The following is a 14,646-nucleotide window of genomic DNA, read 5'->3' as shown; positions in this document are numbered from 1 at the left end:
CGAACTCCTTTCACTCTGTTTAGTTGGCTATTGATAAGACTATACAGTCACGCCACTGCGGACCGTACGTCTGCAATGACGGGGCTACAGGGATGGACTGGTCACCGGTCGTGACAACAGCCCTACGTCACCGTTTTGTGACATCCCGGCCAAGCGGTGGTATGGTCTCGTCCCCCGCTGATGACGACCCTGTCGACACCTCCACCGACCCTCCAGCAACTGACGGCACCGTCGCAGCGCTTTCTGAGGAAGAACTGTACGCGATTGTCCGTGTCGCAGCCGAGGACGCGGTGCTCGGCGCGCTCGGGACGCTCATGCTGGTCGGCATCGGAATCGTCCTGATTGCTACCGGCGTGTCCGCACTGCTTGCAGATGTAACACCGATTTCGTTGCTCGTCTCCGCCGTTTTCATCGGCTTTGGCGTCTACCTCGTTACGTCGAGTCTCGGCGTGATTCCGCCCGCCCGCGAGTGGCTCTGACTCCGGAACCTCTTTTGTCGGGCATCACTGACCGGTGTGCATGGTACGAGTCGGGGCACACACCTCTATCGCCGGCGGTGTCTACAACGCCGTCGAGGAACAGGTCGAGTACAGCGGCAACTGCGGGCAGATATTCTCCCATTCGCCGCAGGTCTGGCAGGACCCGAACATCGACGACGACGAGGCCGAGCAGTTCCGCGACCTCGCAGCCGACCACGGCGTCGGCCCGTGGGTCATCCACTCGTCGTATCTGGTCAATCTCTGTACGCCCAAAGACGATCTCCGGGAGAAGTCACTGGACTCCATGCAGAAGGAGGTCGACGCCGCCGCGAAATTGGGCATCGAGTACGTCAACGTCCACCTCGGCGCCCACACCGGCGCGGGTGTCGACGGCGGCCTCGACAACGCCGCGAGCGTGCTGGACGACCTCGACATCCCCGAGGGCGTCACGGTGCTGGTCGAGTCTGATGCGGGTAGCGGGACGAAACTCGGCGGCCAGTTCGAGCATCTGGCGACGGTCCGTGAACGCACGGACCAGGATATCGAGTTCTGTCTCGACACGGCCCACATGTTCGCCGCGGGCTACGACCTCTCGACACCCGAGGCTGTCGACGAGACGCTCGCGGAGTTCGACGAGGTCGTCGGTGTTGAGGACCTCGCCTGTGTCCACCTCAACGACTCGAAACACGAGTGCGGGACGAACAAGGACGAACACGCCCACATCGGTGAGGGCCACATCGGCGAGGACGGCATGCGCGCGTTCGTCAACCACGACGCCATCCGCGACGTACCGCTGGTGCTTGAGACGCCGACCGAGAACGGCAAGAGCTTCGCCTGGAACATCGAGCGCGTCAAGGAACTACGCGGCGAATAAGGCCCTTCGACCGCGGTACTTTTGAGGGCGACTCGACTCTGCGGAACTGTGCGCAGGTTCTCCGCCGACTACCTCGAAACCACCCGCCGGGGGATGTGGACCGACTCCCGCGAGGCGCTCTCAGACCTGCAGTTGGGCGAGTGCGAGCGCGTCCTCGACGTGGGCTGTGGGACCGGCGAACTGACCCGTGTCCTCCGCGAGGAGACCGACGGCACGGTCGTCGGCCTCGACGCCGATACGGACTTACTGGCCGCCGCCGGCGACCCGACCGTCTGCGGGGACGCGACGCAACTCCCTTTCGACGACGACAGCTTCGACCTGGTTGTGTGCCAGGCGCTGCTCATCAACCTCCCCGACCCCGAGGTCGCGGTCCGGGAGTTCGCCCGCGTCGCCACCGACCGGGTGGCTGCCATCGAGCCGAACAACGCTGCCGTCACCGTTGAGTCGACCGTCGACGCGGAGCCCATGCTGGCCCGCCGCGCTCGCCGGCTTTTTCTCGATGGAGTGCGGACAGACGTGACCCTCGGTAGTGACGCCGCCGACGTGTTCAGCGATGCGGAGCTGACCGTCGTTTCGACGACACAGTACGACCAGGAGCAGCAAATCGAACCACCCTACGACGACGCGGCGATGCAGGCCGCCCGGCGGAAGGCGACCGGGACCGGGCTGGCTCACGACCGCGAGACGATTCTCAACGGCGATGCGACGCCCGCCGAGTACGACGCGCTCCGCGAGCGCTGGCGGTCGATGGGCCGCGACGTGGTCGAGCAGATGCAGGACGAGGCCTACGAGCGCCACGAGACCGTGCCGTTCTTCGTCACCGTCGGCGAGATTCCGTGACCCGCTCGCCCCCGGCTTCGGGGAGCAGAGAGCCTGCCAGTCCGTAGACTGCGATATCCAGCAGGCTGGCGAGCAGGCCGACGACGCCGCCGACGATAGCGGCGACACCGGCTCCGATGAGCAGGACCAGTACCACGGTCTGGAGGCTGACCCCGCCGCTCTGTATTGTTGGGACGAGTGCCACCGCGAGCAGTCCCAGCAAGAACGCGACGCCTGCGACACTCCCGGCCGCAACTCCGTGGAGGACGAGGGTTTGCAGCGGGACATCCACAAGTGCCACCCGGCTGTGGACCCACCGAACGGCCAGGACGAACAGCGCCCAGAGATAGCAGAAGACGGCGACGCCGACGAGGGTGTTCAGCCCGGCGAGCAGGTCGGCGAGGCCACCGCTCGCGTGGGCGGCGAGGACGCCGAGCAGGACGAACAGGGCGGTGTCGAACGTGGCGAGCGTCCACGTCACGAGTGACACCGGTCGCGTAGAACGCTGTCTGGCGTCGCGCGCTGGCTTGGTCTCACTCGCTCGTTCCGCCATAGCTTCCCGCTCACGCTGGTTCTCACCCATGCGCGAGGACCTCCGCGAGGACGACGATGCTCAAGAGGACGGCCGCCGTCGCGCCGTAGGCCCGCGAGAGCGTTTGCTGAATGGCCGGGGGTAGGTCGTCGAACGTGCCCTCGCGGTCACTGGCTCGGACGAGCAAAAGCGTACGGACGACCGACCCGCCGATGAGGACAACGACGATGGCGAGTTTCGCCAGCAATGTTCGTCCCCAGTCGGTTCCGGGACCCGGCGGCCCGAGCGCGCCGAGGTTCCCGATGCCGGTGAACACGAGTACGCCGACACCGCCCCAGAACAGCCACTCAAACTGTTGCGCGGGCGCGAGCGAGGCAATAGCGCCGCTCCGATAGCTGTACCAGAGAACGGTCGTGCCGCCGACGAGGGCCGCCATCGCGAGCACGTGGAGGGTTCGAATCAGGAGGGCTGCCATAGCTGTCGCTTCACCGGCAGGTCGCAAAGAACACGGGGTCAGTTCGACTGGTCGATTGTTACCACGTCCTCGCCCGTCGCCACGTTGTACCGCGTCGACGGGTCGACGGTCAGGCTGACGACGCCGCTGTCAAGTGCGTCTGGGCGCTCGAACCGTGCCACCGTTGTGCGGGCGGTGTAATCGGCGGTGTAGACGCAGGGCCGGGTGTAACAGCCGAAGGCGCGGATTCCGGTGTCGGTCGCCTCGATGCGTTTCAGATGGGGCAGTATCGACCCCGATCCCCAGCCGGTCTGGACGACAAGGACGGCCCGGCGCTCGAAGTCCGTCTCCGAAACGAACGCGTGAATTTCGTCCCTCTCGTCGTCGAGTCGGTCGACATCGTCGGGCCCGGTCAACAGCGTCGCATAGAGCTGTTTGCCGTTTCCGCCGCTGTCGTCGCCGGGAGAGAACTGTAGCCCTTCCTCGCGAAACACCGTTCCCCGCGCCGGCCGCTGGTCGAACGCCAGCGACGGCTCGGCCGGCATGTTGGCACAGAGGTACAGCGGGTCGTAGTCCTCGTTCTGCCCGTCTCCCGAGCACCTGGGCTCCTCAGTGTCGTACGGCGGCGCGTCGACCCGCTTGACGCCAGCGGGGAGTCTGTTTGGCGTCCGGGTTGGGGTTTCGTTCTCGGTGTCGGTCGGTGTGCCTTGGTCGGTGCCGTTTCGCGGCGTTGGCGTCGTCGCGCCGCCGTCGCCGCCAGCCCCGGGAGCGAGACAGCCGCCGAGGACGGTCGCCGCGAGGCCCCCGACCAGCCCCAGTGTCTCGCGTCTCGTTCGGTTCATACGAGACGCTCCGATCGGCGCGGATGTATCCTTTCTGTACGCTCAAACTCGCGTTGTAGTTGTCATGGACTGTGTCCATGCCCGTGACCTCGCCCAGAGCGATGTCGACCGCCGACAGACCCTTGCAAGGCGAACGGCTACGAACGACACGTGTCGATTCGCGCCTTCCCATGATACCACCGCTCGTCCGCCGCTGTCCGGAGTGCCGTCACGTGACCTGGAGCCGCCGGTTCACTGCGGTCGCCGACGGCGGGAGCGGTTCGCGGGTCGTTGAATGCCCCGCCTGCGGACATCAGTTTTCAACAGTCGACACCCCGTGGTTGCAGTAATCGGTCTGCCAAAGCCGGCTGTGACTGCCTACTGCCTACACCACGTCGCCCCGAACCGTCGCTCCCTCCTGCTGTGCTCGGTACTCTTTGACCGCGTCGGCAGCGTCGCCAGCTTCCGTCTCGTCCATCCCGAGCATCGACAGCGACTGCGTTAGTGTGGGGAAGACGAACTCGTTGTCCCGGAGCTTCTGGAACGCGTCGGGAGACCGTTCGCCGTCGAGCCACAGGCAGGCTCCGCGCGGGTCCAGAATCTGCTCGTAGTCGTTTCGCATCTTGGCCCCTTTGAGCCGCTGGGTGACGTTGTCCTCGAAGGAGGCGTTACACACTTCCAGATGGACCGGTTCGTCGTCGTTCAGGAGGTGGGCGGCGAGGCACTTCTCGGGGGCGGCGTGGCCGTTGGCGTTCGCGCGAATGTACTCGGGGTGCTCGTCGGCCCACGCGGCCCGGACGGTCTTGCCGACGCCGTCGACGCCGTGACTGCGCTGGAACTCCTCGGCGCGCTCGGGCGCGTCTTTGAACAGAATGTCTTTGGTGACGTACACGTCCAACCGCTCGACCGGGTCCAACCCGAGCGCTACGTCGCCGTACACCCACACCTCGCGGACCGGGACCGGCATCGTCTCGTCCTCGACTGTGGCGACGATTTCTTCGACCCGCTCGACGGCCTCCGGACGGTCCAGACTCATTGCCTGCTCTACCAGTTGCGCGGCCTAAACGCTGACTCTCCGGAGGCGAACACTGATACCACTGTGCTGTCTCCACGAGGATATGTCAGCGCTTCAGGCACAGTTTCGGGACCTGGCTGAGTGGGCCACCGACTCCTCCCCGCTGTACGCTCACCTCTGCCGCGAGGCGGCGGAAGACAGCGATATCCTCGACATCGCAGCGACCGTTCCCGAGGGTCGCCAGGCCCCGCACCTCCTGCTGGCCGCAGTGCATTACCTGCTCGACCGGCATCCTGACCATCGGCTGGCCGAGTACTACCCGAGCATCTCTCCGGAATCTCGGGCCCCTGACGACGGGTGCTTTCCAGCCTTCCGCGAGTTCTGTCTCGACCATGCCGACGCCATCCGGCCGCTCCTGCGGACCCGGCGCACGCAGACGAACGCGGTACGGCGCAGTGCGGTCCTCTACCCGGCCATCGCACAGGTGGCAAGCGCCGCCGACGGGCCGCTCGCGCTGGTGGAACTCGGTCCGAGCGCCGGCCTGAACCTGCTGTTTGACCGCTACCGCTACGACTACGACGGTCGTGTGGTCGGCAACAGCGACTCGCCAGTCACCATCGGGAGTCGCGTCCGACGTGGCGACCCGCCGCTCCCGGAAACGCCGCCCGCTATCCGCTCCCGGGTCGGTCTCGACCGCAATCCGCTCGACGTGACCGACGAGGCCGACAGGGACTGGCTCCGCGCACTTGTCTGGCCCGAACACGAGGAACGGCGCGCCGTCTTAGACGGTGCGCTGACGGTTGCACACGACGACCCACCCGAGCTTATCGAGGGCGACATGCTCGATGACCTGCCGCCGGTCCTCGACGAGATTCCGTCCGACGTCCCGGTCTGTGTCGTCAACACACTCGTGCTGTATCAGGTCCCGGCGGAACTGAGCGAGGCGCTGACGGCGTTGCTCGAAGCGCAAATGGCCGAGCGCCAGCTTCACTGGCTCACCGGTCGGCGGGACCTGTCAGGCGGCGAGTCGGTGGAACTGGACTGGAAGCGCTGGAGTGGTGACGGCGTCAAGACGACCCACCTCGTCGACTACGAGCCACACGGCGCGTGGCTGTCGTGGCGGCCGTGAGCGCGCACGGGCGATCCATATCGACAACGCGACGGACGGCTGTCAGGCGTTCACCCGGGCTTATGTCCTCGCCGCGGGAACGTCGGGTATGCAGATTCGCGTGTACGACGAGGGGGCTGTACAGGATTGCCTGTTCGTCCTCGGCTGGGGGAACCGGTGTCGACACCGGACTGTCCAGTGGCTCATCGACCAGCTTACCACGGCGTACCGCGTTCACGCCGTCGAACTGCCGACACACATCACCGACTACCGGCGGGAGTGGGTCGGTCCGGTTCAGGAGTACGCCGCCGACCTCGGCAGATTCGACCTGCTTGGACACAGCGCGGGCGGACTGACAGCAGCCCATCTCGACGCCGACGGTATTGGGAATCGAGTGTACCTGAGCCCCTGGTGGGACAGTGACTTTCCGGTTCCGGGGCCGGTACTCGACGCTATCGCATCGCTCCCGATTACGAAACCGTTCATCCCTATCGATACCTTGGACGCCGATGCTATCGGCGACCTGGCGACGGCCCAGCAACTCGCGGAGGCTCCGTCGTCGGTTTCGCCCGCCTTCCTTCGGACGGTGTTTCGTGCCCAGCGGTCGCTGCCGCCGGCCCGGGACACTGCCGCGGTGTTTTGCTCACTTACGGACACAGTTGTCGACCCGCGTGCCGTCGGGGAGCGCCTGCCGGCCGACCGCATCCGGCTGTATGACGGCGGCCACGAACTGTTCTCCTTGAGCGGCCGCGAGGACACCGCCGAGACAGTCATCGACACGTTACAGCACGGCCCCGACGCGCTGTGAGGTGTGGCTGCGACCGGTTCGGTGCGACCCTGTCCGTCGAGGCCGAGACGAAACCCTCTCACCATTGCGGCCACGATTACTCGCTACGATGGAGTGCGACAAATGCGGCGAGAATGCGGTGTTACACGCGGCCTATTCCGGGCTTCACCTCTGTGAGTCTCATCTCTGCCGAGCGGTCACGAAACGGGTCCGCCGTCGCATCCGCGAGGACGGCCTCGTGTCCGACGACGCCACGGTTGAGGACCCCGAGACGTGGGTCATCGGCCTCTCGGGCGGCAAAGACAGCGTCGTTCTCACGCAGATTCTGCACGACACGTTCGCCGAAGACCCCCGCATCGAACTGGTTGCGCTTTCTATCCACGAGGGCATTGAGGGCTATCGCGACGCGAGCTTAGAGGCCTGTGAAGAACTGACCGACGATCTGGGCATCGAACACGTCACCGTCTCCTACGCCGAGGAGTTCGGCGTCCAGATGGACGATGTCGTCGAGGACGACCCCGAAGGGATGGCCGCCTGTGCCTACTGTGGTGTGTTCCGCCGTGACCTCCTCTCGAAGTACGCCGAGGAACTCGACGCCGATAAACTCCTGACCGGCCACAACCTCGACGACGAGGCCGAGACGGCACTGATGAACTTCCTCGAAGGCGATATCTCACAGATCGCCAAGCATTTCGAAGCGTCGCTGGGACCGTTCGACTCGTCCGCCGACGCGCCGACGGAGCAGACGCGTGAGGCGCAAGACCACCATATCCCACGGGCCAAGCCGCTCCGTGACATCCCGGAGAAGGAAGTCGCGCTGTACGCCCGGTTCGAAGATCTCCCGGCGCACATCACCGAATGTCCCCACGCCGAGGAGGCTTACCGCGGCGAGATACAGGAGCTCATGCTTGGCCTCGAAGAGAACCACCCCGGAACCCGCCACTCGATCATGGCCGGCTACGAGAAGCTCGCTGCACTGGCTGCCGACACCTACGGCGGCGAGAACAGCGACACCGACTACGGCGAGTGTGACAACTGCGGCGCACCGACGGCGCGGGACCTCTGCCGGAAGTGCAATCTGCTGGACGCGCTGGAAGCGGTCTGAGCGAGAGACCGCGACTGACGCGACAAAGAACTTTTCAATCGAACCTTCTAAACCACGCCGAATGCGTCGGCTCGTGCCCGGCCCTCGCACTGGACGGGGTGTCTCGCCCGTCATCGGGACGGTCCTACTGGTGGCAATTCTCGTCGTCCTGTCTGCCGTCTCAGCAGCGTTCGTCCTCGGGCTCACCGGAGAACAGGACCCCGTGCCACAGGCCAAGCTCGCGCTGGAGCAAACGGAAGCGGCGGGCGAGTACCACCTCGTTCACGAATCCGGTGACACCATTGACGGCGACCGGCTCACGCTTCGTGGCGTGGCTAATCCCGATATCCTCGCCGGTACGGAACTCGCTGCTGGCAAGGCAGTCACTATCGAACCACAGGCTGACACCGTTCGCGTCGTCTGGACCGAACGCGAGGGCGCACCCTCGTCATACGTGCTGACGACGTTCAATCCAGACTTCGTCGCGGGTGCCCTTCCCACCGGAACGGTGTTCACCGGTTCCAGCGGCGGTGTCCGACAGATAATCGGGGCTACGGGGGACACGATGGTTCTTTCGACGTCAAGCGAGCCAACGGCGCTCGGCCCAGCGACGGACATCGACAACGACGGTACCATCGAGGTCCCGTACACCACGAGCGGCGGCGCTGTCAAGATCGTCGATACTGACGGCACCGTCGAAACTGTCACCACCAGTATCCCCTCCGGTAGCGGCATCGACACAGACAAGACCCGCCTCGCCAGCGGGACATGGGGCGGCTGTACGGGCGTCTTCTTCGCGGGCGACGACGATGACATATACTGTTCGACCGTCGGTGGATCGACCACGCACATTGCTGACCCCGGCGACGGCGGCACGGCGATACTGGGTGTCGGCGATATCGACGCTGACGGGGACGACGAGTTCGTCTTCGCCGACGCGAGCGCACAGCTCCAGTACTACGACTCACCGGGTGGATCGCCGACCGCAATCGGTCCTACGCTCGGCGCGAGCACCGGTATGGGAGCTGGCACGCTGGGCGACTTCGACGGTGACGGCCAGTCCCGCGTTGCGGTCGTTGATGGCGGCAACGACATCCACATGGTCGACGCCGGTAGCGACAAAAAAATCGAAAGCGGTGATACCGTCAGCGGCACCGCACCGAGCGCGAAACAGTCATCGGCTGCCGCGGCGGACATCGACGACGATGGCGTCGGCGAACTCGTCTACATCGGTGACAGTAGTGGGAACCTGAAATACATCGACAATATCGACCAGCCGTCCGGGAACTGGGAGCGGAAGTTCCTGACTGATGATGGCGGCTCACAGATCGACGGCGACGTCGAGACTGGTGCTGTCTGACGGTGTGTCTGACCGCAAAAACGGAAAACGAAACGCCGCTACTTGTTCGTCCGGATGACGTCGAGTCCGTTGTTCTTCTCCCGCTGGTCCTGCCCGCCGTCGGTCTCGCTGTAGCCGGTGGTTCGACCGCCGCTGTTCTGACTCCCGCTGTTCGGGGCGGGGCTGTCGAAGCTTTCGACGTTGTCTGACGCGTCGAAGGACGTGTCGTCGCCGACTTCCTGAATCGCCTCGCGGGACTTGTTGGCCTGCTTCTGGGTCGTTGGGCCGAGCACCTGGGCGGACTGGACGCCGGTCATGATGGCCATGACCCGCACCTTACCCTTGTACTCTTCCTGAATCCGTGCGCCCCAGATGACGTTGGCGTCGGCCTCGAGCCGCTCGGTGATGTTCTGTGCGATGCCCTCGGCCTCCTTCAGCGTGAGGTCCGGGCCGCCGGTGATGTGGACCAGGCCACCGCTCGCGCCGCGGTAGTCCACGTCAAGCAGCGGATGGTTCATCGCGTCCTTGACGACCTCTTCGGTCTTATTCTTGTCCTGAGTCTCGCCGACAAGCATCACCGCGACGCCGCCCTGATTCATGATGGATGTCATGTCGGCGTAGTCGAGGTTGATGAGGCTCGGCTGTGTGATGGTCTCCGAGATACCCTTGACAGTCTCGGCGATGATCTGGTCCATCACGGAGAACGCCTTTCCGATCGGCAGGTTCGGGACGTAATCGAGCAGACGGTTGTTGTCCAGCACGATGATGGAGTCCGCTTCGTTGCGGAGCTTCTCTAGGCCTTCCTCGGCCTTGACCGTCCGTGCTCGCTCGACGTTGAACGGCGTCGACACCATGCCGACGACGATTGCGCCCTGTTCCTTGGCGATCTTCGAGACGACGGGGGCGGCCCCGGTCCCGGTTCCGCCACCCATGCCGGCGGTAACGAACACGAGGTCAGCGTCGCCCAGCACTTCCTTGATAGTCCCCTGTGCCATCTCCGTCGCGCGCTCGCCCATCGACGGGTCGCCACCGGCACCGAGGCCGTTGGTGAGAGACTTGCCGACCAGAATCTTCGTGTCGGCTTCGATCATCTTGAGGTGCTGTTTGTCCGTGTTGATGGCCACGGTGTCAGCGCCCTCGACGCCGATGTTGTACAGGCGGTTGACCGTGTTGTTGCCGGCGCCACCACAGCCGACGATGACGATGCGCGGGTCGCCGAAGCCGTCGACATCACTGTCGGACAGCTGTTTCTGCTCCTGCTCGTCGCGTTCGAGGGCCTCATTAACGATATCCTGCATCGTTACACCTTGGCCCAGGACCGCTTCTTTTCGGAGGCTTTCTCGGAGCCTTCCTCGGCGAGCATCTCCCGAACCGCCGAGCGAATCGCTTCGCTCCGATTGGGGTACTCGCCCGTCTCGACCATTTGTTCGACCTCTTCAATCTGCTGCTTCGGAATCCGTAGTGTCACACGCTCCATGTTTGGTAGTTTCCCCTTGGGTAAGACGGCCCGGACGGGATCTGTTTACGACCCGCACGAGTGTTTACACAGCGAAACCGCAGTACGAGGGCGGCATCCCCTCGCGTTCGCCGCTGTGTAAGACGACCGTCTTACGCAGAATAAACCACTGACCCTGATGTATTAAAACTTACGGGCAGTGTCATACACTTTCCCGTTTACGGCGTTTAGAGGGCGTGTACTGCGTGCAAACGCTGGTTTAGGTCTGGTCAAGCACATCCGCCGCAGGCGTGCGTCTTCCGCACCCCGGACAGAAACCCCAGTCCGACCGGAGTTCATCGCCGCAATCACAGAACACCCGACGGGATGCCTTCTCACCGCAGTTCGGGCAGTAAACGTGGTCAGAGCCCAGATTTTCACCGCATTGCGCGCATGTCTTACGTTCCTCTGTGTCGGACCTCTCCCGTGTTTCCGGTTCTGTCTTACGCCCGCTCGTGTCGGACGCCTGACTTTCACTGTGAGACCGCCCGTCCTCGGCGCTTGCACCCCGGTCAGCGGTGCGCCGTTGTTCGGTTTCGGCGTTCGCTGCCCCTGCGCTGACGCCGTCTAACGAGATGTTTACGTTGACATCCTGTGGCTGCGGGTGGTGGTGTCGCGTTTGCAGTCGGTCGGCGATGATACTGTCAACACGTTCTTCGATGAGTTCGTCGATCGTCTCGGCGTCGGTCACGGACTCCGACGCCGACGACGGTGGGTCCGACGCTGACGGAGACGCGTCTCCGAGGTACTCCCGGAGCGCCTCGCGCATGACCTCGCTCTTCGAGGCATCGAACGCCTCGAGTTGGTCGATGAGGTCATCGTCAGCACGGAACGTTATTTTACTCATCGGACTCGGTGAGAGTATTATACATGATGGTATTTTAATCTTCCCGCACTGTCTGACGCCCGTCAGCTACCGGAATGACGCGATACACCGCCTTGCTCAGATTCCCTTGGCGACTGCTTTGACCCGTCTGTCAGAACATCGGCAAGCGGGTCAGACGTGTCTGACATTGGCCAGTGTGTCACTCCGCGTCGTGTGACCGTTCGGCGAACCCTCCGCGAATAACAACCCTTAAGTCCAGACGGCGGGGTATTTTCGGGTGTCGACCGCCCTTAGCTCAGACTGGTAGAGCAGTCGACTGTAGATCGACTTGTCCCCCGTTCAAATCGGGGAGGGCGGATTTTCTCACCAGACGATTCAGAGCCGAGCGGAGCCGCGCCATCGTGCGATTCCATCTCGGCGTGTTTGTGTTGAACAGGTCACCTGACTCGGGTGACCGCCGTCGTGCGTTCGCGTATAGCCGAACGTATCGGGGAACCTAGAAACTTTCGGCCCAAAATCGCGTACTGCTCTCAGTCGAACGTACAAGTCTTGAGCGGGGTGTTTTCTTTTTAAAAGCGCGTCGAACTCGCTCCACAGAAGGAGGCCACCCTGACTCCAAAAATATCCCTGCTCTGCAACCAGACATATGCGCTCGGTGGTCTGTGAGATTTCGCTAAGTGTGACTTGTATCTCAGAAACAACTTCGTGGAACTTGCCCAATTGTCATATGATAGTATGGAGAAGTGGAAGACAACGAAATAGCACAGTAGGGGGATGACTCCTCTTGTGGGCTATCTATGTCAGGTTGAGGGTTCTCTCCTCCTACAATCAGGCTTGTGATGGGGGCCTGCTATGAAAGGTGTTGCATCACAGTACCTGCACTCCTTGCTCATAGCCAAGTCGCTGGTAGTCGCCCGACTCGGTTGCCATCGCTCGCACTTTTTCTCGTGATGTGGCCCTTCACTAAACGGCTTTGCTCCACAGTGCTTGCACTTGGACTTGTAGTTGTACATCCCCATACTCAAGAGTTCAATCGGATATCACATAATTGTTACCCCCTCTAAATCGTTGTCTCTCTCAAGCAGAGATTGACTACCGTTATTTTCGCATACCGTATATGGGAAACACCCCGTGTACCTCAGTTGATGACCGAGGAAATAACACGGGAGTTGGAAGATACCAACACTCTCCAACACCTATCCTCTCTCTACGTACCTCCCTCCGAAGGTGTCGCTGTTAGTTCGACAGACCTTATCGATGATTTGCTCGCCGTAGGTGTCACCGTTGGAGTAGTGAACCTCGTCCCACTTCGGAGTCTGTCGAGGACGCATCCCGTATCGACCCGAGACTCGGAAGCAGTCGTCCATCAACTGCTGGTCGCCTTTGCACCAGTAGTAGAGTTGCTTCACGAAGGCCATATCTGCCTCCGATGCAGACGGTCGGCTCTCGTCACTCCCTCGCCACAGACGGAGTACCTCTCCGTCGACGTCGTGGCTGTCGGTCTTGACGTAGGCTCGTATCGTCTGACGTACCTGCTCAGGAGTCGCATCCGTCTGTCGTCCGTCGAACTCCTGTTCGCTCACAGGCTTCTGGTGGCCTGTGAACGAGAACTTCTGGCGCTCGGGGAGATAGTCGTCCTGCACCTCTCGGACGACTGTAGGCCTGCTCTCGACCGATGTGAAGCCGTCGTACACGTATCCCGTTAGGACGAAGTACCGGCTCTCGTCGTACACTTCGAGGTGACCGCTCTCGGACAGGTCGCCTCGGTGCTTGTAGTCGTCCGATTGGTTGCCTTCCGCGATGACGTGCAGGCCTGTCCCCGAACTCGAAACCTCGGTGTAAGAGTCGAGCCGTTCCACGATACCGAGTGCCTCGTCCGTGAACTCGCCGTCTGGCTTCACATCGTCGAGGTCGAATCCGACGAAGGGGCCACTCTCGGTGAAGACGAAGGCTACCTCTCCACTGAGTTGTTCGGCCTTGTCCTGTGCCTCGGTGAAGGGGAGTTGGTTCACCGACTCCTCCCATCCCGTTGATGGAGCGACTGGCTTCTTGTCCTGAGTCACGAGCCACTGGTCGTGTTCCTTCAGGCAACTCGGAATACCATCACCACCCGTGTTATTCTCGCTGTCCTGCTGGAAGGTGAACTCGAATCGACTCATCATACGTCACCTCCGTACTTCCGCCAGACGTACTCCACCAACTTCTCACCATCTACACCGAGCATCGCCTCGGCCTCATCCACCAGATAGGAGTCCTCCGAGCATCGCCTCGGCCTCATCCACCAGATAGGAGTCCTTGGCCATCTCGACGTCGTCGTACTTGCAGAGAGTGGCGAATCCGAGAGCGGCTCCATCGATGCCCTCGTAGTACCGACTGAATCCTTGCAGGTCTTTTTCCATCACCTTCTGGACTGCCCACTCCTCGACTGGGGCAGTGACACCGGCTTGCGAGAGGATGATGTGCGCTCGACAGAACTTCCAGACGTCTTCCTGTCGTACCTTCTGGCCATCCCATCCCTCGCTATAGCCGTTTGCACGCCTCTCCGCAGGGTGCTGTCGTCCGTGTTGCAGGAGGAAGAACACCTCGTACCGTTCCTCCTTGTCGCCGTCTGCGTCTCGTGCGTAGAGGGTCGTGCGAGCCGTCGAACACGGTGGGAAACTCGACTGATGGTCGTACTGGTGCTTGTCCTTCTGCACCTCCTCCCACGACTTCGAGCCTGTGTCGAGACGCTCCTCTAAGGCGAGCGGTTGCCCGCCATCGGTTACGGCTTCCCCTGTGTCTGTATTCGCGTCCTTCTCGGACGCTTCCCTGTCCTCTTGATTACCAGAGTCGTTGCTGTTAGTTGGCATATTTGGTCACCACGCAAGCCAGACTCATCGCTCAAGAGTCGCCCTGAACAGTCCCGCGACTGCCAGACCCACTGCTCAAACCCCTGTCTGCACAGGCACCCTCAGCAGAAGAAGTGGCTACTCAGCGAGCGATACGTTTCTGACTTCCTTACACTACTATTCGG

Annotated in this window: 16 protein-coding genes and 1 tRNA gene; 8 read left to right on the top strand and 9 right to left on the bottom strand. The window is 62.7% G+C overall.

Features of this window, described 5'->3' with window-relative positions:
* Nucleotides 1-161: 161 nt before the first annotated feature.
* The 3 genes from G9463_RS01205 to G9463_RS01195 all read left to right on the top strand — a co-directional run bounded on the left by G9463_RS01205 (nt 162) and on the right by G9463_RS01195 (nt 2,193).
* Complete coding sequence (locus G9463_RS01205) at nt 162-479, top strand: hypothetical protein (protein ID WP_004958282.1); 318 nt, start codon at nt 162-164, stop codon at nt 477-479.
* Between the two features lie 40 nt (nt 480-519).
* Nucleotides 520-1,353: a deoxyribonuclease IV gene (locus G9463_RS01200; RefSeq protein ID WP_007188693.1), complete on the top strand. Its 834-nt coding sequence runs from the start codon at nt 520-522 to the stop codon at nt 1,351-1,353.
* 93 nt (nt 1,354-1,446) lie between these two features.
* Nucleotides 1,447-2,193, top strand: coding sequence for a class I SAM-dependent methyltransferase (locus G9463_RS01195; protein WP_165895774.1), 747 nt, complete (start codon nt 1,447-1,449; stop codon nt 2,191-2,193).
* Here the strand turns inward: G9463_RS01195 and G9463_RS01190 are convergent.
* The 4 genes from G9463_RS01190 to G9463_RS01175 form a co-directional block, all read right to left on the bottom strand.
* Complete coding sequence (locus G9463_RS01190) at nt 2,171-2,755, bottom strand: hypothetical protein (RefSeq protein ID WP_165895747.1); 585 nt, start codon at nt 2,753-2,755, stop codon at nt 2,171-2,173. The genes G9463_RS01195 and G9463_RS01190 overlap by 23 nt on opposite strands.
* Nucleotides 2,748-3,179, bottom strand: coding sequence for a CopD family protein (locus tag G9463_RS01185; RefSeq protein WP_004958275.1), 432 nt, complete (start codon nt 3,177-3,179; stop codon nt 2,748-2,750). The genes G9463_RS01190 and G9463_RS01185 overlap by 8 nt, the downstream gene beginning before the upstream one ends.
* Before the next feature lie 38 nt (nt 3,180-3,217).
* On the bottom strand, nt 3,218-4,000 hold the full coding sequence (locus G9463_RS01180) for a hypothetical protein (RefSeq protein ID WP_165895746.1): 783 nt from the start codon (nt 3,998-4,000) through the stop codon (nt 3,218-3,220).
* A 364-nt stretch (nt 4,001-4,364) separates the two neighbouring features.
* Nucleotides 4,365-5,015: a hypothetical protein gene (locus G9463_RS01175; protein WP_004591112.1), complete on the bottom strand. Its 651-nt coding sequence runs from the start codon at nt 5,013-5,015 to the stop codon at nt 4,365-4,367.
* An 82-nt stretch (nt 5,016-5,097) separates the two neighbouring features.
* Here G9463_RS01175 and G9463_RS01170 point away from each other — a divergent pair, with 82 nt between their 5' ends.
* The 4 genes from G9463_RS01170 (at nt 5,098) to G9463_RS01155 (ending at nt 9,333) form a co-directional block, all read left to right on the top strand.
* Nucleotides 5,098-6,123, top strand: a complete 1,026-nt coding sequence (locus G9463_RS01170) for a DUF2332 domain-containing protein (protein WP_165895745.1) — start codon at nt 5,098-5,100, stop codon at nt 6,121-6,123.
* A gap of 88 nt (nt 6,124-6,211) precedes the next feature.
* Nucleotides 6,212-6,910: an alpha/beta hydrolase gene (locus tag G9463_RS01165; RefSeq protein ID WP_165895744.1), complete on the top strand. Its 699-nt coding sequence runs from the start codon at nt 6,212-6,214 to the stop codon at nt 6,908-6,910.
* Between the two features lie 88 nt (nt 6,911-6,998).
* Nucleotides 6,999-7,994, top strand: a complete 996-nt coding sequence (locus tag G9463_RS01160; RefSeq protein WP_007188697.1) for a TIGR00269 family protein — start codon at nt 6,999-7,001, stop codon at nt 7,992-7,994.
* Between the two features lie 61 nt (nt 7,995-8,055).
* Nucleotides 8,056-9,333 (top strand): type IV pilin, encoded by a 1,278-nt coding sequence (locus tag G9463_RS01155; RefSeq protein ID WP_121302504.1) that lies wholly within the window; start codon nt 8,056-8,058, stop codon nt 9,331-9,333.
* Between the two features lie 38 nt (nt 9,334-9,371).
* Here the strand turns inward: G9463_RS01155 and ftsZ are convergent, their stop codons facing one another.
* From ftsZ to G9463_RS01140, 3 genes are all read right to left on the bottom strand, one after another.
* Complete coding sequence (ftsZ, locus tag G9463_RS01150) at nt 9,372-10,610, bottom strand: cell division protein FtsZ (RefSeq protein ID WP_004958265.1); 1,239 nt, start codon at nt 10,608-10,610, stop codon at nt 9,372-9,374.
* 2 nt (nt 10,611-10,612) lie between these two features.
* Entirely contained in the window at nt 10,613-10,789 is a 177-nt protein-coding gene (locus tag G9463_RS01145) for a ribbon-helix-helix domain-containing protein (protein WP_004958264.1), read from the bottom strand.
* A gap of 238 nt (nt 10,790-11,027) precedes the next feature.
* Nucleotides 11,028-11,654, bottom strand: coding sequence for a zinc ribbon domain-containing protein (locus tag G9463_RS01140; protein WP_004958261.1), 627 nt, complete (start codon nt 11,652-11,654; stop codon nt 11,028-11,030).
* Between the two features lie 263 nt (nt 11,655-11,917).
* Between G9463_RS01140 and G9463_RS01135 the strand changes: the two genes are divergently transcribed.
* Nucleotides 11,918-11,991 (top strand) — tRNA-Tyr (locus G9463_RS01135).
* An 838-nt stretch (nt 11,992-12,829) separates the two neighbouring features.
* Here G9463_RS01135 and G9463_RS01130 read toward each other — a convergent pair.
* Together G9463_RS01130 and G9463_RS01125 are read right to left on the bottom strand one after the other, a co-directional pair.
* Nucleotides 12,830-13,792 carry a hypothetical protein gene (locus tag G9463_RS01130; RefSeq protein ID WP_165895743.1) on the bottom strand — a complete coding sequence of 321 codons (963 nt, stop codon included), beginning with the start codon at nt 13,790-13,792 and terminating at the stop codon, nt 12,830-12,832.
* Nucleotides 13,793-13,867: 75 nt separating this feature from the next.
* A complete protein-coding gene (locus tag G9463_RS01125; RefSeq protein ID WP_165895742.1) occupies nt 13,868-14,482 on the bottom strand; it encodes a hypothetical protein in 615 nt (204 codons plus the stop codon).
* Nucleotides 14,483-14,646 lie beyond the last annotated feature (164 nt).

This window comes from Haloarcula sp. JP-Z28 (assembly GCF_011440255.1).
GTDB lineage: Archaea > Halobacteriota > Halobacteria > Halobacteriales > Haloarculaceae > Haloarcula > Haloarcula marismortui.
The sequence above is the reverse complement of the archived record's forward strand: the minus strand, read 5'-3'. Positions and strand labels throughout refer to the sequence as shown.